23 protein-coding genes are annotated in these 23,670 nt (G+C 66.7%); 15 read left to right on the forward strand and 8 right to left on the reverse strand.

Annotation, left to right across the window (positions count from 1 at the left end; all coding sequences use genetic code 11):
* Nucleotides 1-36: 36 nt before the first annotated feature.
* Nucleotides 37-720 carry a LuxR C-terminal-related transcriptional regulator gene (locus NG696_RS16685; RefSeq protein ID WP_252569539.1) on the reverse strand — a complete coding sequence of 228 codons (684 nt, stop codon included), beginning with the start codon at nucleotides 718-720 and terminating at the stop codon, nucleotides 37-39.
* Entirely contained in the window at nucleotides 717-2,138 is a 1,422-nt protein-coding gene (locus NG696_RS16690) for an ATP-binding protein (protein ID WP_252569541.1), read from the reverse strand. Before NG696_RS16690 ends, NG696_RS16685 begins: the two co-directional genes overlap by 4 nt.
* A 124-nt stretch (nucleotides 2,139-2,262) precedes the next feature.
* On the opposite strand from NG696_RS16690, the gene NG696_RS16695 reads away from it, so the two are divergent.
* The 9 genes from NG696_RS16695 (at nucleotide 2,263) to NG696_RS16735 (ending at nucleotide 10,215) form a co-directional block, all read left to right on the forward strand.
* A complete protein-coding gene (locus tag NG696_RS16695) occupies nucleotides 2,263-3,786 on the forward strand; it encodes a PspC domain-containing protein (RefSeq protein WP_252576189.1) in 1,524 nt (507 codons plus the stop codon).
* Between the two features lies 1 nt (nucleotide 3,787).
* Nucleotides 3,788-4,072 carry a hypothetical protein gene (locus tag NG696_RS16700; RefSeq protein WP_252569547.1) on the forward strand — a complete coding sequence of 95 codons (285 nt, stop codon included), beginning with the start codon at nucleotides 3,788-3,790 and terminating at the stop codon, nucleotides 4,070-4,072.
* A 3-nt stretch (nucleotides 4,073-4,075) separates the two neighbouring features.
* Complete coding sequence (locus tag NG696_RS16705) at nucleotides 4,076-4,327, forward strand: PspC domain-containing protein (protein ID WP_056344450.1); 252 nt, start codon at nucleotides 4,076-4,078, stop codon at nucleotides 4,325-4,327.
* A 150-nt stretch (nucleotides 4,328-4,477) separates the two neighbouring features.
* Complete coding sequence (locus NG696_RS16710; protein WP_252569550.1) at nucleotides 4,478-5,440, forward strand: ABC transporter ATP-binding protein; 963 nt, start codon at nucleotides 4,478-4,480, stop codon at nucleotides 5,438-5,440.
* Complete coding sequence (locus NG696_RS16715) at nucleotides 5,437-6,303, forward strand: ABC transporter permease (RefSeq protein ID WP_252569553.1); 867 nt, start codon at nucleotides 5,437-5,439, stop codon at nucleotides 6,301-6,303. Before NG696_RS16710 ends, NG696_RS16715 begins: the two co-directional genes overlap by 4 nt.
* A 64-nt stretch (nucleotides 6,304-6,367) precedes the next feature.
* Entirely contained in the window at nucleotides 6,368-7,654 is a 1,287-nt protein-coding gene (locus tag NG696_RS16720; protein ID WP_252576190.1) for a sensor histidine kinase, read from the forward strand.
* Nucleotides 7,651-8,283, forward strand: coding sequence for a response regulator (locus NG696_RS16725; protein WP_252576191.1), 633 nt, complete (start codon nucleotides 7,651-7,653; stop codon nucleotides 8,281-8,283). Before NG696_RS16720 ends, NG696_RS16725 begins: the two co-directional genes overlap by 4 nt.
* Before the next feature lie 97 nt (nucleotides 8,284-8,380).
* Nucleotides 8,381-9,406 carry an ATP-dependent 6-phosphofructokinase gene (locus NG696_RS16730; RefSeq protein WP_058931694.1) on the forward strand — a complete coding sequence of 342 codons (1,026 nt, stop codon included), beginning with the start codon at nucleotides 8,381-8,383 and terminating at the stop codon, nucleotides 9,404-9,406.
* A 92-nt stretch (nucleotides 9,407-9,498) separates the two neighbouring features.
* The gene (locus NG696_RS16735) at nucleotides 9,499-10,215 is read left to right on the forward strand and encodes a GNAT family N-acetyltransferase (protein WP_252576192.1); all 717 of its coding nucleotides are present in this window, start codon (nucleotides 9,499-9,501) and stop codon (nucleotides 10,213-10,215) included.
* A gap of 6 nt (nucleotides 10,216-10,221) precedes the next feature.
* Here NG696_RS16735 and NG696_RS16740 read toward each other — a convergent pair whose 3' ends face one another.
* From NG696_RS16740 to NG696_RS16765, 6 genes are all read right to left on the reverse strand, one after another.
* Nucleotides 10,222-11,724: a DHA2 family efflux MFS transporter permease subunit gene (locus NG696_RS16740; RefSeq protein WP_252576193.1), complete on the reverse strand. Its 1,503-nt coding sequence runs from the start codon at nucleotides 11,722-11,724 to the stop codon at nucleotides 10,222-10,224.
* A gap of 3 nt (nucleotides 11,725-11,727) precedes the next feature.
* On the reverse strand, nucleotides 11,728-12,168 hold the full coding sequence (locus NG696_RS16745; protein ID WP_252576194.1) for an ankyrin repeat domain-containing protein: 441 nt from the start codon (nucleotides 12,166-12,168) through the stop codon (nucleotides 11,728-11,730).
* Nucleotides 12,168-13,250, reverse strand: a complete 1,083-nt coding sequence (gene ygfZ, locus NG696_RS16750) for a CAF17-like 4Fe-4S cluster assembly/insertion protein YgfZ (RefSeq protein ID WP_252576195.1) — start codon at nucleotides 13,248-13,250, stop codon at nucleotides 12,168-12,170. The genes NG696_RS16745 and ygfZ overlap by 1 nt, the downstream gene beginning before the upstream one ends.
* 210 nt (nucleotides 13,251-13,460) lie before the next feature.
* Nucleotides 13,461-14,198: a flavodoxin family protein gene (locus NG696_RS16755; RefSeq protein WP_252576196.1), complete on the reverse strand. Its 738-nt coding sequence runs from the start codon at nucleotides 14,196-14,198 to the stop codon at nucleotides 13,461-13,463.
* Between the two features lie 73 nt (nucleotides 14,199-14,271).
* Complete coding sequence (locus NG696_RS16760) at nucleotides 14,272-14,886, reverse strand: nitrobindin family protein (protein ID WP_252569576.1); 615 nt, start codon at nucleotides 14,884-14,886, stop codon at nucleotides 14,272-14,274.
* Nucleotides 14,887-15,056: 170 nt separating this feature from the next.
* A complete protein-coding gene (locus NG696_RS16765) occupies nucleotides 15,057-15,824 on the reverse strand; it encodes a permease (protein WP_252570547.1) in 768 nt (255 codons plus the stop codon).
* 348 nt (nucleotides 15,825-16,172) lie between these two features.
* On the opposite strand from NG696_RS16765, the gene NG696_RS16770 reads away from it, so the two are divergent.
* The 6 genes from NG696_RS16770 to NG696_RS16795 all read left to right on the forward strand — a co-directional run bounded on the left by NG696_RS16770 (nucleotide 16,173) and on the right by NG696_RS16795 (nucleotide 23,650).
* Nucleotides 16,173-16,871, forward strand: a complete 699-nt coding sequence (locus tag NG696_RS16770) for a winged helix-turn-helix transcriptional regulator (RefSeq protein ID WP_056344481.1) — start codon at nucleotides 16,173-16,175, stop codon at nucleotides 16,869-16,871.
* 224 nt (nucleotides 16,872-17,095) lie between these two features.
* Nucleotides 17,096-18,067 carry a mycothiol synthase gene (gene mshD / locus NG696_RS16775; RefSeq protein WP_252569579.1) on the forward strand — a complete coding sequence of 324 codons (972 nt, stop codon included), beginning with the start codon at nucleotides 17,096-17,098 and terminating at the stop codon, nucleotides 18,065-18,067.
* Between the two features lie 148 nt (nucleotides 18,068-18,215).
* On the forward strand, nucleotides 18,216-20,465 hold the full coding sequence (locus tag NG696_RS16780; protein WP_252569581.1) for an RNA degradosome polyphosphate kinase: 2,250 nt from the start codon (nucleotides 18,216-18,218) through the stop codon (nucleotides 20,463-20,465).
* Nucleotides 20,466-20,475: 10 nt separating this feature from the next.
* Complete coding sequence (locus tag NG696_RS16785; protein ID WP_252569583.1) at nucleotides 20,476-21,444, forward strand: NUDIX hydrolase; 969 nt, start codon at nucleotides 20,476-20,478, stop codon at nucleotides 21,442-21,444.
* 146 nt (nucleotides 21,445-21,590) lie between these two features.
* The gene (locus tag NG696_RS16790; protein ID WP_252576197.1) at nucleotides 21,591-23,264 is read left to right on the forward strand and encodes a hypothetical protein; all 1,674 of its coding nucleotides are present in this window, start codon (nucleotides 21,591-21,593) and stop codon (nucleotides 23,262-23,264) included.
* A complete protein-coding gene (locus NG696_RS16795) occupies nucleotides 23,261-23,650 on the forward strand; it encodes a GntR family transcriptional regulator (protein WP_252569589.1) in 390 nt (129 codons plus the stop codon). Before NG696_RS16790 ends, NG696_RS16795 begins: the two co-directional genes overlap by 4 nt.
* Nucleotides 23,651-23,670 lie beyond the last annotated feature (20 nt).

Raw genomic sequence — 23,670 nt, forward strand, 5'->3', positions numbered from 1 at the left:
CGTTCCGGTTTAAGCCACAGGAAGTGAGAGAGCGTCTTACAGGAGGCGGCGTTCTGCGGCCCATTTGGTCAGCTCGTGCCGGCTGGAGAGCTGGAGCTTTCGCAGTACCGCTGATACGTGGGTTTCCACGGTTTTGATGCTGATGAACAGCTCCTTCGCCACCTCCTTGTAGCTGTAGCCGCGGGCGATCAGCCGCATCACTTCGAGCTCGCGGGCGGAAAGCCTGTCCAGTTCGTCGTCAGCAATGTCCGCCGGGGCGGTGCCGAACGCATCCAGCACGAAGCCGGCCAGCCGGGGCGAGAACACGGCGTCGCCGCCGGCCACGCGGAACACGGCGTCGGTGATCTCGGCCCCGGAGATGGTCTTGGTGACATACCCGCGGGCGCCGGCGCGGATGACCGACACCACGTCCTCGGCGGCGTCGGAGACGCTCAGGGCCAGGAACTTGGTGGTGCCCAGGAGCGCCGCGGAACCCGCAATGACCTCCCGGCCGCCACCGCCGAGGCCGCCCGGCAAATGCACGTCCAGGAGCACCACTTCCGGACGCGCCTGCGCGATCACGGCTATGGCCTGCTCAACCGTGGCCGCTTCACCTACGACCTGGATGCTCTCATCCAGGTCGGCCTTGAGTCCCGAGCGGAAGATGGCGTGATCGTCCACGATCACCACCCGGACCGACTGCGCGGGGCGGATGGGCCCGGTCCCCTGTAGGTTGTTCATGATTTCCCTTCCGCGTTGTCCGTTTGGAGCGCCGGCATTCCCAGCCGTACCTCGGTGCCGTCCGACGTGCTGGTGATGGAAGCGGTCCCGCCGTGGCGTTTCATGCGTCCGATGATCGACTCGCGGACGCCGAGCCGGTCTTCGGGAACATCCTGCAGGTCGAAGCCCGGCCCCCTGTCCTTGATGAAGATTTCTGTATGCCCGTCGGAAACTTCCAGGTAGACGGAGACGGTTCCGCCGCCGTGCCGGGAGGCATTAAGCATCGCCTCACGGCTGGCCTGGACCAGCGCCTCGTGGGATTCGGTCATGGCCGTATCCCCGACGCTCACCACCTCCACGGCGTTGCCGAGGGCGTCTTCCACCTCGGCACCCACGGCCTTGATACGGTCCGAAAGCTGGCCCGCCTCCTTACCCGGGTCCTGGAACAGCCAGCTCCTGAGTTCGCGTTCCTGGGCCCGGGCGAGCCGGACGACGTCGTGCTCGTTTCCCGCCCGCCGCTGGATCAGGGCGAGGGTCTGGAGGACGGAGTCGTGCAGGTGGGCCGCGATCTCGGCGCGCTCCGTTTCACGGATCCGGCCCGCACGCTCCGTTTCCAGGTCCCGCCAGAATTTGAGTGCCCACGGAAGCAGCACCAGGACCACGCCGCCCAGCACGGCCACCGATGCCAGCAGTGCCAGCCAGGTCTGTTCCCACGATCCGGAGCCGGACACCATCACCAGCACGCCGGCAACCACCAGCGCCAACCCGGCGGCCAGGCGCGCCCAGCCGCCTGCCTGATCGGCTTTGGTCTTGTCCACGAGGCCCGCGCGGCGGGTTTCGTCGAGCTGCATCCAGGCGATGGCTGCACCGCCCAGCACGGCAGCGGCGGGGATGAGGGTCTCCAGTGGCACGTCCACGCCCAGGAGCTGGGCAATCATGATGCCCGCCACCAGGAGGAGGCCGGCGCCCAGCAGCATTTCCTTGCCGTAGCGCATTCTGCGGACCCGGAACCACGGCGGCCGCACGGCGGCCCCGTAGCTCGACCCGTAGCCTGCACCGGGCCCGCTGCGGGAAACACCCTCCGGGGCGAAAGCATCGGCGTCGGGATTTCCCCACCAGGGAGCGGCCGCGGGCGAGCCCTGGTACGGCGACGGCGAGGGCGGCCCAGCGCTGAATGCCGGGTCAAGGCTGACGGCCGGGGCAATGGGCGACGCCGGACGCCTGGCATTGCGCCGGGCACTTTCGTCGGCGGTGGGGACCATGATCCACAGCCACGCATAGAAGGCCAACCCGGCGCCACCGGCGAGGGTCGCGAGCGCCATGCCGATCCGCACGCTTTTCACCGGCCAGCCCAGATGCGCCGCGAGGCCGGCACATACGCCCGCGATGACGCGGTCGCTGCTGCGGACAAGCGGTGGACGGGTGAGGGCGGTGGTCATGTGTCAATCCAAGCACGGATCAGGGTTCCCCGGACCCGATTCCGGACTGAACCGGGGGTGACTCAGGGGCGAGTCAGGGTGTTCCCCAGTAGAGCTGCGCCGCCCCGGACGGCAGGATCGAAGTATGAACTCGCAGACCCCCACCCCCGATGACGGCCAGCCCACGGAACCGCTCCCCCCACGCGACCCGGACCAGCCAACCGAACCACTCCTGCCACCCCCAGCTGCTTCGCAGGACACACCCCCGGCCGCCGGTCCCGATGCCGGCCCGTATGCCGGGCCGTCCGCAGGCCCGTACTCCAGCGCCAAAGCGCCGGGGCAGTCCGGTGACTTCTTCACCTGGGTCCGGAGCCACGGCATCCAGCGCGGACGCGACCGGTGGATCGGCGGTGTCTCCAGCGGCATCGCGCACCGGATGGGCATCGATCCGCTGATTGTCCGCGGCATCTTCATTGTCCTCACCCTCTTCGCCGGAATCGGCGTCCTGCTCTACGGCCTGGCCTGGGCGTTCCTTCCCGAACCCGACGGGCGCATCCACGTCCAGGAAGCCGGCGCCGGCCGCTGGTCCAGCGGCATGACAGGCGCCCTGATCACCACCGTGGTGGGGCTCACCGGGCTGGGCGGCGGATTCTGGGGCTGGAGCCGCAACGGCTTCGGCGGATTCCTCTGGACCGTCTTCTGGGTGGGCGGCGCCATCTACTTCATTTACTACCTGACCCAACGCAACAAGGCCCGAAATGGAGCTCCCATGACCGCCGCACCGCAGCCGGCCGGCGCAAACTCCGGTTACCCGGCCGCCCCCACCGCCCCCTATGCCTCGCCGTTTGCGGCCACGGATTCCGCCTCTACCCGCACGTCGAGCACGTCCGGCGCGACCGGCAGCGCGCCTTACCTTCCGGTCCCGCCGTCGAGCGTCAACCCGCCTTACGGTGGGGGCAGCTACGGCGGGGGCGGCAGCGACGGCGGTGCCTACGGCGGCTACCAGCCTCCACAGGGCCCGGCACGCGCACCCAAGGTCCGCCCCTCCGGCCCCGGCGCCCCGGCAGTAGCCATTACAGCCGGAACAGCGCTCCTGGTGGGTGGCGGGCTCAAAGCCCTGCACGCCGGCAACGTGATCAACCTCGGCGACGCCGCCAACGCGATCGTCTGGGCCAGCGGTGCAGCCATCCTGGGCCTGGGTATCCTGGTCGCGGGCCTGCGCGGCAGGACGTCCGGAATCCTCGGATTCTTCGCCGTTGTTGCCCTGGTGATTGGCGGCATCTTCAACGTTGTGGGCAACGGCGACAGGGTCCGCTTCACCCAGGTCGACTGGGCACCGACGAGCCAGCAGCAGGCGGCCGATGGCTTCAGCGTCACCGGCGGCAGGGGAACCGTTGACCTCACCCAATTGGGCGCGCAAGCCCCGCTGGACTCAGAAGTCGTAGTTCCCCTGGACATCACGGCGAGCAACGTCACCGTGATCCTCCCCAGCAACATTCCCGTGGACGTGAGGGCAGACATGACGCTGGGGAACCTCAACGAAGGCACCAACCACCGGGGCGGCATTACCTCCCAGGAAACCAGCTACAACACCGACAAGCCAGGCGGCCACCTGATCATCCGGATCGACGGCACCCTCAGCAACGTCACCATCCAGGAAGGAAACTGACATGAGCAGCTTCGATCCGGCACCGGATTCGTCTACCCCGCAAACCCCGACGACGGTGCACACCGACGCGGCCGGACCCTCACCCACACGGGTGGGCACGATAGTCTGGGGCCTGATCGTGATGGCGCTGGCCGCCCTGATCATCATCGCCCAGTTGGGCGTGGTAACCCTGAACGGCACCTACGTACTGATCGGCCTTATGATCGGCGCCGGCGCCGCGCTGGTGATCGGCGGGCTGCTTTCGGCCCGAAAGCGTGACAATGAACCCACAACAGGGAAGTCTTGAACCATGGACAAGTTCTTCAGCATCGTCAGGGGCTTCGGCCTGAAACGTGGACCCCAACGCTGGCTGGGAGGTGTGTGCGGCGGCATTGCAGCAAAGCTCAACGTGGATGTGGCATTCGTCCGGATCGCTTTCCTGGTCTTCTGCCTCCTCCCCGGCCCCGCCGTCGTCCTCTACATCGCAGCGTGGCTGGTCCTTCCTGACCAGCAGAACTCCATCCCGCTGCAGAAATTCCTGGACCGCCGCTCCATCAGCTGACCTCAGGTCAGAACCGCAAGGCCACCGCTCCCCGGAGAATTCCTTCCAGGAGCGGGGGCCTTTCTGCTGTCCTTGTCCACCGGCCGGTGGACAACAGATTCAACCGGCCGGGCCTGTCGACCGGCACCCCGGGACTGCAACGCTGGAAGCATGAACACTTCCCTCATCCCCGGGCAGCGGCAATCCCCTGATGCCATCACCGTGCGCGGCCTCAACAAAACGTACGGCCTGCCCAAAGGCGGGACCCTCACGGCCGTGGACCAGCTGGACCTCACCATCCATGCCGGCGAAACCTACGCCCTCCTGGGTCCCAACGGCGCCGGCAAGTCCACCGCCATCGAGATCCTGGAAGGCCACCGGAAACCTGACAGCGGCGAGGTCATGGTTCTGGGAACGCGCCCCTGGAAGGCGGCACCGTCCTTCCGCGCCCGGATCGGCATCGTCCTCCAGGAGTCCACCGACTCCGGGGAACTCAGGGTTTCAGAGGCCCTGCGGTCACTGGCTGCCTGTTTCCCGGCGCCCCGACCGGTGGACGAGGTCATGGAAGCCGTGGGGCTCGGGGGCAAGGGCGGCGTCCGTATCTCAACCCTTTCGGGCGGCCAGCGGCGAAGGCTGGACGTGGCGCTGGGGATCATCGGCAACCCGGAAGTCCTGTTCCTGGACGAACCCACCACAGGATTCGATCCGGAGGCCCGTCGGCAGTTCTGGGACCTCATCCGCCGGCTGAGCAGCGGCGGCACCACCATTGTCCTCACCACGCACTACCTGGACGAGGCCGAGCAGCTGGCGGACCGGATCGGCGTCATCAACCACGGGCGGCTGATCGCCGAAGGCAGCCCGCAGGACATCGGCGGTCCGGGCCTCCGCATGCCTCGCGTCCGGTGGCGGGATGCTTCCGGCCTTCGCGAAGTGGTGACCGAGCAGCCAGCTTCCCTGGTCGCGTCGCTGTCCGACGGCGGCGCAATAGAGCCGGCGGAGCTCGCCGTCGTACGTCCCAGCCTCGAGGACATCTACCTCCAGCTCATCGGTGCCGCGGACGGCGCCGAACCCTCTGCCGAACCATCCGCCGCACGATCTACGGACGCATCGTCCGTTTCAGGAGCCCTCCGATGAGCACGGCAGTCCCCGCATCCGTCTCCCCCGCCACCGGCCGCCCGACCTGGCGCCCATCAGTCCTGCGCCTGGGACTTGGCCGGGTCCTGCTGGAGATCAAACTATTTAACCGTGACGTGCTATCTCTGGTCCTGGTCCTCTTCTTCCCGATCCTGATGATGTCCCTGTTCGGGACTGTTTTCGGTGATGAGCCGGTCTTCGGGGCCGGCCCGGACGGGCAGGGCGGCATCACCCCGGCGCACTACTACCTGCCCGGCATGCTTGCGCTGAGCACCATCCTCAGCGGGTTCCAGAACCTCAGCAGCTACGTGGCCACTGAGCGTTTCAACGGCACGGTGAAGCGGCTGGCCGGAACGCCATTGCCTGCGGCGTCGTACTTCATCGGGAAAACCGGCCAGACGCTCTACCTGATCGTGGCCCAGGCTGTTCTCCTGCTGCTCGCGGCAGCCGTCCTGTTCGACGTCCCGTTGCCACGGGATGCCGGGCAGTGGGGCCTGGTGGCGCTGCTGATGATCCTGGCCACGGCTGCCTGGGCCACCGTGGCCATCGCGTTCACTGCCTTGCCCAAGTCGGCACAAAGCGCGTCCACGCTGGCGGTCCTGCCGGTACTGCTCCTGTCCTTCACGTCGGGCGTGTATTTCCCGTTCTCGCAGCTTCCGGACTGGCTGCAGTCCGTGGCCAATTTCTTCCCGCTGCGCTGGACGGCGAGCGCCTTCAGGTCTGTTTTCCTGCCTGCCGGCTTTGAAGCCGTTGAGCCCGGCGGCACCTACAACCTGCCGCTGACGTTCCTGGTCCTGGGCATCTGGGTGGCCGCGGGTGCCGTGCTTGCCCGGTTGGCGTTCAAGTGGCCGCCGCAGAAGTAGCCGGCTCCAGGCCTCACCAATCGTTGATCTTGGTGGCTCGGCGGCACGCGGATAGGGTGCAGCCATGAGCTATATGAGCGGACGGACCGAGCGGCTGCTGCCGGCACGGTCCGTATGGACCACCTCCATGGTCTGGTGGCATGCCGGCTTCTACGCCGCGCTGGCCAGCGTGTCCTATTTCGCCCTGTTCGGCGACGAGCGCTATTCCGGGACGCCCCTGGTCATTGGTGCGCTGGTGCTCCTCGGGGCCGCGTACCCGTTCCTGACCCGGACCAGGGATCTCCGGACACTGCGGCCCACTATCTACGTGGCACTGCTGGTGGCGGTGGTGGTGTTCCTGTCCTTTGTGTACGACGGCGCCGGGGTCCTGCTGTTTGTGGCCTTCCCGCAGGTCTGGATGTTCACGTCCTCGCAGCGCCAGGGCGTGGCAGCCACCGCCGTACTCTGCGTCGGAGTGGCCGTTGGCCAGATCAGCCGCTGGGGACTTGCCGGCACGGAGGTCTACGGCATCACGGCCCAGTTGGTGACCTCGTTTGTGGCCAGCTGCATGATCGGACTCTGGATCTCGAAAGTCATTGAGCAAAGCGAACAGCGTGCCGAGCTGCTGGCCGAGCTCGAGGCCACGCGCTACGAACTGAACAACGCCGAGCAGGCACGCGGTGCATTGGCTGAGCGTGAGCGGATGGCACGGGAAATCCACGACACGCTGGCCCAGGGGTTCACGTCCATCGCCATGCTCTCCGAAGCGGCGCAGGCCCAGCTCAGGGCGCAACCGGAAGCCCCGGCAGGCCTGGTGCGCAGCCTCACCGCAATCTCGCGGACCGCCCGGGAGAACCTGGCCGAAGCCCGTGCCCTGGTGGCCTCAGGCGTCCCGTCGGATGTCCAGGGCGGAGACCTCCTGGCGGCATTGAAGCGGTTGCCGGACACCCTGCACCTGGACAGCATCCGGCTGACCGTGGAGCTGCCCGACAACCTGCCCCCGCTGCCGTCCACGCAGCAGGTGGCACTGCTCCGGACCGCCCAGGAGGCACTCAACAACGTCCGCAGGCATTCCGGAGCCACGGCCGCGGAGGTACTGATGGATATCCCTGCCGGCGGCCCGCCGTTGCTCCGGCTGACCGTCACGGACAACGGGCAGGGCTTTGACGTCTCGGCGGATCACCAGGGGTTCGGCCTGAAGTCGATGGCTGCCCGGCTGGACGAAATCGGTGGCCGGCTGCAGGTCACTTCCGCGCCGGGCGCCACCCGGCTGGTGGCGGTGGTCCCCACCGAGGCCCTCGGGCCCGGCGGCACGGACGCCGAGCCAGGGACCCGCGGTACGGACGCACCCCTGCCCGGAGCCGTGACATGAGCCTCCCGGAAACTGTGACAGTTGTCCTCGCCGATGACCACCCCGTGGTCCGGGGCGGCCTCGCGGCGCTCCTGGCTACCGCGGACGGCATCAAAGTGGTGGCCGCCGCGGCCAACGGCCAGGAGGCTGTGGACGCCGTAAGCCGGCTGCGCCCCGCCGTCGTACTGATGGACCTGCGGATGCCCGTCCTTGACGGCGCCGACGCCACCGCGCAGATCCGGGACCGGTTTCCCGACACCAAGGTGCTGGTGCTGACCACGTACGACGACGACTCAGACATCATGCGCGCAGTGGAGTCCGGGGCGGTGGGCTATCTCCTGAAGGACACGGCCGGGGACCGCATCATCGAGGCCGTGCGCGCTGCCGCGCGCGGTGAGACGGTTCTCGCCCTGCCGGTGGCGGCACGCCTGGTCTCGCGGATGCGCGCGCCTGAACTGCCCCGGCTGACCGCCCGGGAGGTGGAGGTCCTTCGCTGCGTGGCGCAGGGCTTGAGCAATCCCGAGGTGGCCACGGCGCTCCACATTGCCGAAGCGACGGTCAAGACCCACCTGCTGCGGGTCTTCAACAAACCGGATGTGGACGACAGGACCCGTGCCGTGGTCCTTGCCATGGAACGGGGCCTTTTGTAACCGGTTTGTGTCGTAACGCACACCGCCGACTACAATCTAGTTGAGCTCAGCGTGGCGCTCTGCCTGTAAACCTTCACACCAGGATTTGAGCCGAGACATGAAAATTGGAATTCTTACCAGCGGTGGCGACTGCCCCGGACTGAACGCTGTCATCCGCGGAGCCGTCCTCAAGGGCATCGCCATCCACGGCCACGAATTCGTGGGCTTCCTGGACGGCTGGCGGGGCGTCGTCGAAGGCGACATCATCGACATCCCCCGCAGCATGGTCCGCGGCATCGCCAAGCAGGGTGGCACCATCCTGGGCACCTCCCGCACCAACCCCTTTGAAAACGGCGGCGGGCCGGAGGTCATCAAGGCCCACATGGACCGCCTCGGCATCGACGCCATCATCGCTATAGGCGGCGAAGGGACCCTCGCGGCCGCGAAACGCCTTACCGACGTCGGTCTCAAGATCGTGGGTGTCCCCAAGACCGTGGACAACGATCTTGACGCCACCGACTACACCTTCGGTTTTGATACGGCCGTCCAGATCGCCACCGAGGCCATCGACCGGCTCCGGACCACGGGCGAGTCCCACCACCGCTGCATGATCGCCGAGGTCATGGGCCGCCATGTGGGCTGGATTGCCCTGCACGCCGGCATGGCCGCCGGCGCCCACGCCATCCTGATCCCCGAGCAGAAGGTCAGCATCGAGCAGATCACCGAATGGGTCCAGGAAGCCCACGACCGTGGCCGCGCCCCGCTGATTGTTGTGGCCGAGGGCTTTGTTCCGGACCACATGGAATCCCCGCACTCCGAGCGCGGCCTGGACACGTTCGGCCGGCCCCGGCTGGGCGGCATCGCCGACCGGCTCGCCCCCGAGATCGAAGCCCGCACCGGCATCGAGACCCGCGCCACCATACTGGGGCACATCCAGCGCGGCGGCGTCCCGTCCGCGTTCGACCGTGTGCTCGCCACCCGCCTGGGCATGGCGGCCATCGACTCCGTGGTGGAGGGTTACTGGGGCACCATGGTGGCGCTCAAGGGCACCGACATTGAACACGTGAGCTTCGACAAGGCCCTGGGCCAGCTGAAGACCGTACCGCAGAACCGCTACGACGAGGCTGCTGTCCTGTTCGGCTAAGCCCCGATCAGCGCGAACGGACACTTGAGGCCCCTCCGCGGTGGGGCCTCAAGTGTCCGTTCGCGCTTCCCTGTGCTGGGTAGGCTGGGGATATGACTCTTGACCCCGGTTCCGCCGCCATCATCCAGCTCGCTTGGGCCCGGCATCTGGGGCTCGACGACGGCGCTTTCGCTGCGTCGCTGACTTCCGGCGAGCGGATGGTCCGGGCTGACGACGCTGCAGAGACTGTGGAGTTCGTCAGGCTGTTCGGCAGCTCGGCACTGGTGGGGCCGCAATGGGTCATTGACGCCGCCGCTGGAATTCCGGACGAGGAGATGGCCCAGCATGTGACCCTCCTGACCCTTACGCGGTCCCACGGAGGCCACGGCCTGGGCTCGGCGGCGTTGTTCTTCGCCGACGACCTGCCCCTGCGCCAGCCTTCCGAAGAGCTGACCGTGTCCCACGGAAACCCGGAGGCGATCGAGCTCGAAGGCCTGTGCCCGCCGGACGACGTCAACGAAGTGCACCTGTCAGAACTCGAAAACCGCTACACGATCCTCCACGAGGTGGACGGGCTGCGTGTTCCGGTGGCCTGCGGCGCCTACGGGGAGTGGGAAGGACTTCTCGCGCAGATGGGAGTCCTGGTGGACCCCGAGTGGCGGCGCCGCGGGCTGGGATCCGTGGCCGCATCCATCGCCGCCCACGAGGCCCTCGCTGCGGGCCTCACCATCCAGTGGCGCGCCGAGGTCAGCAACACCGGCGCGGTGGCCCTGGCACGGCAGTTGGGCCTGTCCGCGGGCGGCATCCAGACCAGCGTGCACCTGGGCTGACGCCGCCTAGGACGCCCGGGTGGCATCCACTACGGCCGGAGCCGCCGGCTGACCGCTCCAACCCGCCACGGCCTTGGGCTTGGAGAAGAACAGTGCCACGGCAGCGCCCACCAGGATCACACCGGCAGGAAGCAGGATGGACTGTCCCATCGCCGTCGAGAATCCCTCATGGAGCGCCTCAGGCAACAGTCCGGAGAATTCCATTCCGCCCGCCCCGGGACCTTGCGCGGGAAGTTCCGCGGCCAGGCGCGCCTGGATGAGCACGGCGATGGCCGCGCTGCCCAGTACCGCGCCGATCTGGCGGGTGGTGTTGTAGACCCCGGAACCTGCCCCGGCCTGACGCGGCGGCAGATTGCGCGTGGCCGTGGAGCTCAGGGGCGCCCAGATGCCGGCATTCGCGAACCCCAGGACAGCACTGGGCAGGAGGAAGAGCAGGATGGGAGTATCCGGGTGCATCAGGGCAGAGTTCCAGAACAGCGCCACGGCCATCAGGACCAGCCCGCCGGCAGTGATGTACTTCGGATCGACCCGGTCGATGATTTTGCCCACCACGGGCGCCAGGCCACCGGAGATGAGGGCCATGGGAACCATCATGAGCGCCGATTCGGTGGGCGTCATGCCCCGCACCAGCTGGTAGTAGAAAATGAGCGGCAGCGCGAAGGCGGTCACGGTGAAGCCAACGGTGGTGATCCCGATGTTTGCCAAGGAGAAATTACGGTCCCGGAACAGGCCCAGCGGCAGGAGCGGCTCGCCCTTGTTGAAGCGTTGCCAGAGAATGAACGCCCCAAGCACCACCAAGCCCGTGATGATGAGACCCCAGACGCTGACGGGGCCCACGATGGTCCCCCAGTTGTACGTCTCGCCCTCCTGGATCCCGAACACCAGGAGGAACAGCCCGACGGCGCTGAGCAGCACGCCCGGGATGTCGAACTTATGGGGGTGCGTGCTGAGGGTGGGGACGAACCGCCAGGCGAGGATAAATCCAACGATGCCGACCGGCACGTTGATGAAGAAGATCCATTCCCAGCCGAGGCTGTCCACGAGCAGGCCGCCCAGGATTGGTCCCACCAGCGTTGCCAGGCCCGCGGTGGCGCCCCACAGGCCCATGGCGGCGCCCCTGCGGTCCGGCGGGAAGATCCTGGTGATCACCGCCATGGTCTGCGGCGTCATGATGGCGGCGCCCAGACCCTGGAAGATCCGTGCGGTGATCAGCGTCTGGACGTCACCGGCCAGCCCACACCAGAGGGAGGCGAGCGTAAAGACCACGAGGCCGGAGAGGTAGAGCTTCTTGGGTCCGAAGCGGTCGCCGAGCCGGCCAGTGATCAGCAGCGGCACGGCGTAGGCCAACAGGTAGGCGCTGGTCACCCAGATCACGGCGTTGATGTCCGTTCCCAGTCCCTCCATGATGCTGGGGTTGGCCACCGAAACGATGGTGGTGTCGATCAGGATCATAAAGAACCCGATGACCAGGGACCAGAGTGCCGGCCAAGGCCGCGCTACATTTTCCAAGCCTCAGTTTCCCAGCAGGTCGAGGATGTCGGTGCGGGCGAACATCTGCGCGGCCGCCCGGGCGGAGGGGCTGCCGGCGTCGGGATCTGCACCGGCGTCCAGCAACACGCGGGACACGTCCGTATAGCCCTTGAATGCTGCACCGGCCAAGGGGGTCTGGCCGCGGTCGTTGGCCGTATTGGCCTCTCCGCCGTGCTCCAGGATCAGCTGTACCGTCTCCGCGTGGCCGTGGTAGGCGGCCAGCATCAGCAGGGAATCGCCCGCGGTGTTGGTCATGGTGGCGGGCGCCCCGGCGTCCAGATAGCTGCGCAGCAGACCGGTGTCCCCCTCCCGGGCAGCCTGGAAGAGCCGGTGGGCCAGTGCCACCGCTTCGTCGTTGGGCGTTGAGGTGTCGGTTTTGGCGTCGCCGGGCGAATCGGCGCCGAGTGCGGTGTTCTCGGTCATCAGCGGGTCCCCCTCAGGAATCCAGTCTGGCGGCCCACTACCTGGCCGGCGTCGGGAGCAACAATTACTTCCTGGGCAGCGATGTACGGCTCCTCGCCGTCCAGCACGGTCAGCATTTCATCCGGTGCGACGGACCGCTTGATGACGGCCAACGCCACCGGGCCCATTTCATAGTGCTGGGCAACGGACGTCACTGTCCCGACCTTCCGCTCGCCGAGCATGACCTGGCTGCCGGGCGCGGGCATGGTGTGCTGCGACCCGTCCAGCTGCAGGAACACCAGGCGCCGCGGCGGATGGCCCAGGTTGTGGACGCGGGCGATGGTCTCCTGACCTTTGTAGCAGCCCTTCGACAGGTGCACGGCGGTGCGGAGGAGGTCCAGTTCGTGCGGAATGGTTTTGTCGTCGGTTTCGGCGCCCAGCCTGGGGCGCCACGCAGCGATGCGGAGGGCTTCGGCCGCCATAACACCGGCGAGCGGGCGGTCTGCCAAGGTTTCCTCGAGTTCAGCGGCCGGCACCAGGTACTCGATCCAGGGCCGCTCCAGCCCCGGGTGACCTTCTTCCGCAACCACGGCATAGGAGTAACCGCCGGCGCCGACGTGCGGCCAGGGATCCCGCCAGGCCAGCAGTCCGGACCATTCCTTCACAGCCTTTGTGGACCCGAGCACGGCCCAGTCGGCGGAGACGTCGGTGACCTCGACGCGCAGCATGAACTTCATTTTGTTCAGCCACTCAGCCAACGGTGCCGCCTCGGCGGCCTCAACAATCAGCCAGGTGGTCCCGCCGTCGTCCACTACGCGGGCGTCAAACTCGATCCGGCCCTGGACACTCAACAACAGCAACTCGCTGGCCTCCCCCGGCTGCAGGCCGGTGACCTGTTGGGAAGACAGGGTGTTCAGCCAGCTCAGCCTGTCCGGACCGCTGACGGTCACAACGCCGCGGTGGGAAAGGTCGACGACGGCGGTACCGGCTGCGAGGGCGCGCTGCTCGCGCAGCGGCTCACCGTAGTGGGATGCGACGCCGGCGTCCGCGCCGGTGGCCTCGACGGCGCCAGGGCGCAACAGTAGGGGGCTGGGAGTAGTCATACTGGGGGAACGTCCTTAGGTCGGTGGGTATTCCGGTCTCCGCACGGTGATCGAGCCTTGGGGCCACGACCGCTGGGTTCCCTGGCCGTGGAACCGCTCTGGCGAGGGCCCCGGCCCGAGCTTGCGAGGGCAGGGAGCCGGTGCGGCCTTGCGAGGTTAGGGAGCCGGTGCGGCCTTGCGAGGTTAGGGAGCCGGTGCGGCCTTGCGAGGTTAGGGGGCGGTTGGAGGGCGGTATTCCGGGTTTTCGAAATCGAAGCGTGTTCCGGCTTTCCATTCTTCAGGAAGATTGCCGTACGCGGGAATCCCGCCGGCGTCCTTGAGCATCCGGGCGAAATGCAGCAGGTTCCAGGTCATAAACGTAGTGTTGCGGTTGGTGAAATCGGATTCGGGGCCGCCGGAGCCTTCGTCCAGGTAGCTCGGGCCGGGACCCACCGGGCCGATCCAGCCGGCGTCGGCCTGCGGCGGGATGGTGAAGCCGACGTGCTGCAGGCTGTACAGCACGTTCATGGAACAGTGCTTGATGCCGTCCTCGTTGCCGGTGATCAGGCAGCCACCGACTTTGGGGTAGAACACCCACTGGCCCTTGTGGTTCAGTTCCCCCGAATGGGCGTAGAGCCGTTCGATCAGCTTCTTGGTCTGGGAGGAGTTGTCACCCAGCCAGATCGGCCCGGCCACCACCACAATGTCGGCCTCTTCAACAGCAGGGTACAGTTCCGGCCACTCATCGGAGGGCCAGCCGTGCTCGGTCATGTCGGGGTAAACACCGCTGGCGATGTCGTGATCGACAGTCCTGATCACACGGGTGCTGACGCCCTGCTTCTCCATGATGAGGCGGCTGACGTTGATCAGGCCCTCGGTGTTGCTGATCTCCGGCGACCGTTTAAGGGTGCCGTTGAAGAACACAGCCTTCAGGTCGCTGTAATCAGTGGAGTCCTGCGGTGCAGCCATGATGCTCCTCGATTCACTCGTGGGTGAAGCCCAGGATGCCAAGTCTACTGAGAGTCGGTGACGCGGCAGGGCGTCAGGAAACCTTTTTCAGGAACGCCGAGGCGTGCGCTTCGAGACCCTTGCCGGGCTGCGATGTTCCGCCTGTAGCCACGTCCCAGCGCCAGAGCAGGTTGCCGTCCACCAGACCGAAGATCCGGGTGGCCGCGCTGTAGTCCTTGGAATGGCTGCCGCGCATCACCATGTCGGTGGTGAGCTGGATCTGCGGGCCCTTGATCTGCCCGTAGTAGAGCTCAGAGATCCCGCCGGGATGTGAGATGGACACCGAGATATCGAAGCCGCCGTCTTTATTGCGCAACGCTTCGACTTCGTCGGCGCTCTTGAGGGCGGGAACAATATCGGCCGGAATCAGGCCCGGTCCGCCGTCGGCATCAAGCTGTTTGCGCTCCAGAGCCCAAAAACCGGTCTCAACTGTCAGCGGCCGCAGGCGCGTGCCGTCGTCGTCAGTTAACCAGCTCTCCGCGCGGTACTGAAGGTATGGCAGCCCGTTGTGGGTGAAGGACACACGCTGGAGAAAGTGCTCCGAGTCCTCGTCCCCACTTCCGAGCCGGCCGCTGCCTTCCCACTCACCAATGAGCCAGGAAAGCGGAACAAGTTCGGGTGTCAGGTCTGTAGGAATTTCTATCGGCACGACAATTACCTCAGGAAAATGCTAGCTCGTCGAACGGGTTTACTTCTGGCCTTTGAAGAGGCGGTAAACCACAAAGCCGGCGAACCAGGCCATGGACAGGCTGGCGATGCCGAGCAGGACGAGGAAGAAGATTTCAAATGCAAGTACGGACATGATGCCATCCTAACCGGTTAGTAGATGAGTAGTTTGTCTATGAAGTAAGCCAGGGAACCCACGGCCGAAACCGGTGCAAGCCCCATGCTAACCGCAGCCAGAAGATTCAGCGGACCGCCGCGGAGTGTTACGAGGCGGCGGAAGCTGACCAGCACGGCGCCCACCACAACACCGAAGATCGCCGCCGGCAGGACAGCAATGTCGGAGAAGACCAGGCCAGCGAGCGGCCCGGCAAGTCCTGCCATCACGAGGCCGAAGGGCGCCACGATGCTGTCCGGCCAGCGGATCAGGCCGGCCAACAGTGCCACAGCAGCGCTGATGGCTGCCACCAGGAGCATCTCGCGGACGCCGTTGAAGCGCGCGCCGGCGATCCAACCTGCTCCCAGGCATGAGAGGAGAACACCGGCGCAGCATCCCAGGGTGGATTCAAGCCGTTGGGCCTGGCCGGTGCCTCGGATGAGCTGCACCACAAACACGGCCATCATGCCCAGCGCCATGAACGCAGGCGTCCAGTCCAGGAAACCCGGGGCAGGGACGAAGCCGGCAGCGAGCGCCGAACCGACGCCGGGCAGCGCAATGACGGCAGCCAGGGTCTTCTTCGCCGGGATGCGGAGGAAATGCGGCCAGCCGATGCCGACCGCCACGGCAATCACCGCGGCGACGCCGATAAGTGCCTCGCGTGAGATGTAGACGCCGGCGATGATCGCCACGAGACCCGCCACGCCAACAACACCGATGACCCAGGAACCCAGTGACTTTGCCGGGGCCTGCACCTCGGCGGTCATCGGGGACCCGGCCGGCCGGTTCGCGGCGGCTTCGACTCTGCACTCAATTCGTGGCATCCCATTCTGGCTGTGGACCCGGCGGCTTTGCCTTCGGTGTCAGGGCGTTCTGCCCCACGGCTCAATCCTGCCTTATATGACCCGGATATGTCGCAAAACGAAGGTTTGCCGGGGCGAAATCCATGCCGTCGCGCGGGCCGGTGGGTATACTCAAAGTTCAGCTACGCTTCCTGCCACGGATGCCGGCCGGATAGATCCTTACTCGGCCAAGTCCGCTGCAGTCAGATAGTACCGGCCGGTGAAAACCCGGTTCAGTCGCCCAAAGATGCGCGGACGCCCCTTGGAGGAACAATGTCGCACATCCTGCTATTGACGAACAGCACCGGTTCTTCGGTAGACATTCTGCCTGCCCTGGAATTGCTGAACCACCGCGTGCACATCCTCGCCGCGGAACCCACAGCCCTGCTGGAGACCGATCCCTGCGATATTGTGCTTCTCGACGCCCGCAAGGACCTGGTGGGCGCCCGCTCCCTCACCCAGCTGCTCAAGGCCACTGGTCTGAGCGCACCCTTGGTCCTGATCCTCACCGAGGGCGGTATGGCCGCTGTTTCTTCGGCCTGGGCCGTGGATGACATCGTGCTCGATTCAGCCGGTCCCGCCGAAGTGGAAGCCCGCATCAGGCTTTCCGTGGCGCGGGCAGTGCCGGACAAGGATGACGCCCCCACGGAGATCCGCGCGGCAGGCGTGGTCATCGATGAAGCGAGCTACACTGCCCGCGTGAACGGCGCCCCGCTGAACCTGACGTTCAAGGAATTCGAACTCCTCAAATACCTGGCCCAGCACCCCGGCCGCGTCTTCACCCGCCAGCAACTGCTCACCGAGGTGTGGGGCTATGACTACTACGGCGGCACGCGCACCGTGGATGTCCACGTCCGGCGGCTGCGGGCCAAGCTCGGCGCGGACCACGAAAACCTGATCAGCACGGTCCGGAACGTCGGCTACCGCCTGACCCTGGTGCGGCAGCAGGAAGACGAACTGACCGAAGCCTGACACCGCTAAGACAGCAACAGCCCCGGACCACTGGTCCGGGGCTGTTGCTGTCTTAGTGAAGCTGGATTTGTGGAGGACATACGGGTCGAACGTATCGAGGCCACCCCACTGGTGGATCCCCCTCGTCCCCACCGTTACCGGCGGGTGAGATATCGACTATACGTGCCTGCCCCAGGTGCCATCAAATCGGAGCGCCTTCCGGCCGGGGCGTATAGCCTAGCCTCATGAGTCCTGCGCACCCGGAAAAATGGCCCGTCCTTATCGTCCACAGCAGTGTAGAAGAACAGCTGCTGAAGGACTGCGTGGCGCTCCTCGCAGCTGCCGAGGAGTCTGACGGCAACCCCTCGCTTTCCGAGCAAACGGTGGTGACGCTCCGCGCCGGGGACTCTGCAGAGCATTCCCTCCTGACCCTGGCGCTCTACGCGCCGGACGAGGACTCCGATCCCTCCTCCGGCCAGGACCTGGCCGGGTTTGCCGTTGTTGTGGAGGATCCGGACGGCAGCGGAGTGCTGGAAATTGCCGTCCACCCCAGCTACCGCAACCAGGGCGTGGCGGACCGGCTTGTCGGCGCACTCCAGTCGGGGCGAGGCCTGGATGGGCTGAAGGCCTGGTCCCACGGCAACCACGAGGCAGCCGCGGACCTCGCCGCCCGCTACGGCTACGGTCCAGTGCGCGAACTCTGGAAGATGAGGCTGACCACCGCCACGGCAGAACTGCCCGACGTCGGCCTACCGGATGGCGTCACGCTCCGCCCCTTTGCGCCGGGCAAGGACGAGGACCGCTGGCTGGCTGCGAACCGCGCCGCGTTTGCCCACCACCCCGAGCAGGGCTCGATGTCCCGCGCGGACCTGGATGCCCGGATGGCCGAGGACTGGTTTGACCCTGCCGGTTTCCTGTTGGCCGTGGACGCCGAGGACCGGTTACTGGGCTTCCACTGGACCAAGGTGCATCCGCGCCGCGGCGCCCACCCGGCGATTGGCGAGGTCTACGCGGTGGGCGTCACACCGGCCGCGCAGGGTATGGGCCTGGGTAAAGCCCTCACTGTGGCTGGCATCAGGCATCTGCAAGGCCTGGGGCTTCACGCCGTCATGCTCTATACGGATGCCGACAACACCGCTGCCGTTTCCCTCTACCGGGGCCTGGGCTTCACACGCTGGGATATGGACGTGATGTACGGACCGCTGGCCTCCGTTTAGTGGCACCCGGGTGAGTTAGCCCACTCGTGTGGCTAGCGGCTTCGGGTGGCCCGAAATCTAGGGCTTGTGGACGCTGATTGATTGTAAGGTTGGTAAAGAACCGCGCCGGCCGAGTGCCAGCATCAAGCGCCAGGTAAGAGGAGAGACCATGAAACCGGAACCCGCCGGAACAGTCACGTCCGAGGGCGCGTCAGTGCCGGTGCGCGCGCGCTTCGGCTCATCCGAAGTCCCTGCCTCGCGTGCAACGCAGGACCGGATCGACATCCCCGAGTTTGCGCCCAACCTTGTGCCCGAAGGGGACATCCGGCCGGACCGTTTCCTGGACCGCGAGCTCAGCTGGCTGGCTTTCAACTCCCGCGTCCTGGAACTCGCCGAAGATCCCACGCTCCACCTCCTGGAACGCGTGGCTTTCCTGTCCATCTTCGCGTCCAACCTGGACGAGTTCTTCATGGTCCGGGTGGCAGGCCTGAAGCGGCGCATCGCCACCAACCTCGCCGTGCCCTCCCCTGCCGGCCTCAGCCCTGTTGAGGTGCTGGAGAAGATCGGCGACGAAGCCCACCGCCTCCAGCAGCGCCATGCCCAGGTCTACGCAGAGCAGATCCGCCCCGCCCTGGCCTATGAGCACATCCACCTGATGCATTGGGATGAACTGGACGACGCCGCCAAGCAGCAGCTCAGTGCCATGTTCGCCGAAAAGGTCTTCCCGATCCTGACGCCGCTGGCCGTGGACCCGGCCCACCCGTTCCCGTACATTTCGGGGCTCTCCCTGAACCTGGCAGTGGTGGTGCGCAACCCCGTCAGTGACAAGGAACTTTTCGCCCGCCTCAAGGTTCCGGACCAGCTTCCCCGCCTGATCTCCATCGATGGTCCGCGGGCCGGGGCCGTGGCCGGACGCGTGGCGCGCTTCATCGCGCTTGAGGAAGTCATCGCCGTCCACCTGGACAAGCTCTTCGCCGGCATGGAAGTCCTGGAACACCACATCTTCCGCGTCACCCGGAACGAGGACCTCGAAGTGGAAGAGGACGACGCCGAGAACCTCCTGCAGGCGCTGGAGAAGGAACTGCTGCGCCGCCGGTTCGGCCCGCCCGTCCGCCTCGAGGTCACCCACGACATCAACCCGAACATCCGGGCCCTGCTCATCCGTGAGCTCGGAGTGGACGAGTCCGAGGTGTACTCGCTTCCGGCTCCGTTGGACCTCCGCGGACTGTCCGTCATTGCCGGAATTGACCGTGCCGACCTTCATTACCCCAAGCACATGCCGCACACGTCCCGGTTCCTGAACGAGTCCGAGACGTCCAAGGCCGCCAACGTTTTCTCGGCCATGCGCCGCCGCGACATCCTGCTCCACCACCCGTACGACTCGTTCTCCACCTCGGTTCAGGCGTTCCTGGAACAGGCGGCCGCGGACCCCAAGGTCCAGGCCATCAAGCAGACCCTGTACCGGACGTCGGGCGACTCCCCCATCGTTGACGCCCTGATCGATGCCGCCGAGGCCGGCAAACAGGTGCTGGCCCTCGTGGAGATCAAGGCCCGGTTCGACGAGCAGGCCAACATCTCCTGGGCCCGCAAGCTGGAACAGGCGGGCGTCCACGTGGTCTACGGCATCGTGGGCCTGAAAACCCACTGCAAGCTGTCGCTGGTGGTCCGCCAGGAAGTGGACGGGCTGCGCCGCTACTGCCACATCGGCACCGGCAACTACCACCCCCGCACGGCCCGCTACTACGAGGACCTTGGCCTGCTGACCGCCAACGACCAGGTGGGCGAGGACCTTTCCAAACTGTTCAACCAGCTCTCCGGCTATGCGCCGAAGTCCACGTTCAAGCGGCTCCTGGTTGCTCCCCGCTCCGTCCGCTCCGGGCTGATCGACCGCATCGAGACCGAGATCCGCAACGCCCGGGCCGGACTGGCCGCCAGGGTGCAGATCAAGGTCAACTCCATGGTGGATGAAGCCATCATCGACTCCCTTTACCGCGCGTCCCAGGCCGGCGTGATGGTGGACGTCATTGTGCGCGGCATCTGCTCGCTGCGTCCCGGCGTTCCGGGCCTCAGCGACAACATCACCGTGCGCTCCGTGCTGGGCCGATTCCTGGAACACTCCCGGGTGTTCGCCTTTGCCAACGGCGGCGATCCTGTGGTTTACATCGGCTCGGCGGACATGATGCACCGGAACCTGGACCGCAGGGTCGAGGCCCTGGTCCAGTTGTCCAATCCCGACGACATCAGCTACGTCCTTAACCTGCTGCGCCGCTACATGGATCCGGAGACAGCCAGCTGGCATCTGGATAACGCGGGCATGTGGAACCGGCACCACATTGCCGACGACGGCAGCCACCTCGACGACATCCAGTCCTGGCTGCTGGCGTCGCGCACACGCCAGCGCAGCCTGAGCCGGCGGTAGGGCTACGGCGTTGGCGAGCGACATCCTCGTAGCAGACCAAGCAGACCATCCCGGCGAGGCAGTCGCCGTCGTCGCCGCCGGGGCGCTGCCCTGGCGTATCAACTCCGAAGGTCTCGAAGTCCTGCTGATCCATCGTCCGCGATATGACGACTGGTCCTGGCCCAAGGGCAAGATCGACGCCGGCGAGACCCTTCCCGAATGCGCGGCCCGTGAGGTGCAGGAGGAGATCGGACTTGATGCGCCCCTGGGCATTCCGCTGCCACCCATCCACTACCGGGTGGCGACCGGACTGAAAGTGGTCCACTATTGGGCGGTCCACGTCAACGGCGCCCGCCTCGTTCCCGACGGCAAGGAGGTGGACCGCGTGGTGTGGTGCGCCCCTGAAACGGCCGCGGGGCTGCTGTCCAATCCGACCGACGTCGTTCCCTTGGAGTATCTGCGGGCAGCCCATGGCCGGGGTGACCTCAACACGTGGCCGCTGATTGTGGTGCGGCATGCAAAGGCCAAGCCCCGCTCGTCCTGGTCCAAAGCCGAGGGTGAACGGCCCCTGGCCGCGACGGGAATCAGGCAGGCGCAGGCCGTGGGCCGGCTACTGCAGGTCTGGAAGCCACCGCGCGTGGTGACGAGTCCCTGGCAGCGCTGCGTTTCAACCGTGTCGCCATACCTGAGGGCAACAGGGGCCAAGGTCAAACTGGTGGAAGCGCTGACGGAACACCGGCACGCCAGGACCCCCAAAAAAACCGCTGCCGCCATTGAGTCGCTCCTGGAGAAGGCACGGCCCGTCGCCGTCTGCACGCACCGTCCCGCACTGCCCACCATCCTGGGCCAGCTGGGCAAGCACATGCCGGGCCGCGTGCGCGCGCTCCTGCCGGCCTCGGACCCTTACCTGTCGCCCGGCGAACTGGTGGTGTGCCACGTGGCCATCGACAATAGGCGCCGCATCGTGGCAGTGGAGCAGTTCAAGCCCTTCGACGACTAGGTTTTCGGCACGCCCGGCCGCGACGCCACAGCCTGTCGACCCCGAGATGTTTGTATCAAATACTTAGTACATTGATGCGCAAAATCTGGGGGGATGATGTGCCAGGCGTCGACGGTCTCGAAATAGCGGTGCACAGTGTGCCGCCCATGTTCCTGTTGTGGCCCATCCTGTTGGCCGCCGGACTGTACCTGCTGCTGCGGTGGGTGATCAGGGCCCCGGGCGGCGGGACCACCGCCGTGACGGTTACCCAGCATGCGCTGTGGATCGGCGTGATCGGCGTGATCGGGTGGTTGGCTAGCTCCCTGCAGGCCGCGGGGACTGCGGGCATCCTTCCGGTGCGCACCACATCGCCCATCCTGGCCACGCCAACAAGCATCCTGGCCGCCCTGGCGTGGCCGGTCCTGGGCTGCCTCGCGGTCCATGCCGTGGGGCAGCTGAGCTATCCCGGACCCCGGCTCCCCCGCCGGCTGGCCTCGCTGGAGATCCGCCGCATCCGGGACTTCCTGCCCCGTCCCCTGGCCTGGACTGTCGCCGCGATCTTTGTGGGTTCGGCACTGCAGATCGGGTTTGTGGCTGGCCTTCCCGCCTGCGACGCCATCCCGTATGGCACTTTCCAGGAAGACCCCGGCAGTTTCAGGCGCACCGGTGGGGACGGCCGGATCCAGGGTTACGTTTTGGCCGCCTGCCTGGGCGCTGCCTGGCTCACCCTGGCGTTGGGAACCGCGCTGGTGCTCAAACTCATCAGCCACCGGAGGCAGCTCGAGGCCCTGGTTGCACCGGAGAACGACCTGCTGCGGACCATCGCCATGAACAGGCTCTTGAGGACGGTCGCAACCATCGCCGCCGGGCTTGCCGCGGTGGCGGGCAATTTTGCTGCCCGGCCCGATCCGGCCGCCAATGTAACCAGCTGGACAAACCCGGCCGGGCTGGTGGTGCTGGTGGTGTTGTTGGCGATGTGGGGGTGGGCGCCGCCCAAACTGCCCAGCGTCCAGGTCAGCGGCAACGGCAGCAGGCAGGCGTTCACACAAACTTCGGCCGCCGCACATCCGGCGACCCGTCTCGTAGTGTCCCTTGGGGCAGCCATGGGGTTCACGCCGGTAGCAGCCGCCGTACTGGGATTGTTCGTGCCCAGTCTCTATTTCCCCGGCGCCGGAGTTCCGGGGCTGCCGGTGCTATTTGTCGCGCTGATGGCGGGAGCCGTTCTGCTGGTGGCTGGGGCCGGAGAACTGCTGCTCCAACGCAACTATGGCACCCACGGGATACCGCGGACACGGCCGCGGCAGGTGGTGAGCCCGGCCTTGCTCACCACGGCGATCGTCGCCGTCGTATTCTTCGTCGCGATCACGGTGCTGACTGCTGCGGGCGAATGGGAACTGCGTGAGGCCGGGCTGGACGGCTTCCTGCGCCCGGGCAGCACACCCCCCGATGGTTCTCCCGGCTGGGTGATCGCGGCGGTGGCGACGGCGGCCGTCGCGGCCATCGCCAGCCTGCCGGTTGTTGCGGCCCTGCTGCGTCGCAGTATTTCCACCGACATCCCGGGCCTGGACGCCGCCCTGCGGGCCATCACGGTCCATCGTGTGGTCCGGACGTTCGCCGCCTTCTGCACAGCACAGGCAGGCGTCCTGCTGATGACGGCAAGCGAGGCCTGGCCGCCGCTGCTGGGTCTGCCGGCACCAACCTGGGCCGCCACGTGGCAGCCGGCACTCATAGCCGGGGCGCTGCTTGCGGCCGCTGGCGTGGTGATCGCCGTCATCCCGGTCAAGGGTTTTGCCCGGACTCCATCCGCCTCGGTGAAGCCTGTCCCGGGCCGGGTGCCGTGAACGCCGGTATCTCCGTGGACCTGCCCTCGGCAACCCCGCCGTATGAACAGATCCGCTCGCAGATCAGCTCCCTGATCGCCACCGGAACACTCACCGCCGGAAGCCGGCTGCCCACTGTCCGCAGCCTGGCCACCGATCTGGGCATCGCCGCCGGAACGGTCGCGCGGGCGTACAAGGAACTTGAGGCTGCCGGATTCATTGAATCCCGACGGCGGAACGGCACCGTCGTCGCGCAGCCGGCACCGGGCGGCGCCCAGCAGGCAGGCGGGCCGGTGCCGGAAGCGGTGACTGCCGCCGTCGACCTTCTGGTCAATGCCGGGCGCGACGCCCGGCTCACCGATGAGCTGCTGCTCGATCTGGTGCGCGGCAAGCTGAGGAAGGGCTGATCCGATGCGCGGCCGGCAGC

It is taken from the genome of Pseudarthrobacter cellobiosi, from assembly GCF_023913755.1.
Classification (GTDB): domain Bacteria; phylum Actinomycetota; class Actinomycetes; order Actinomycetales; family Micrococcaceae; genus Arthrobacter; species Arthrobacter cellobiosi.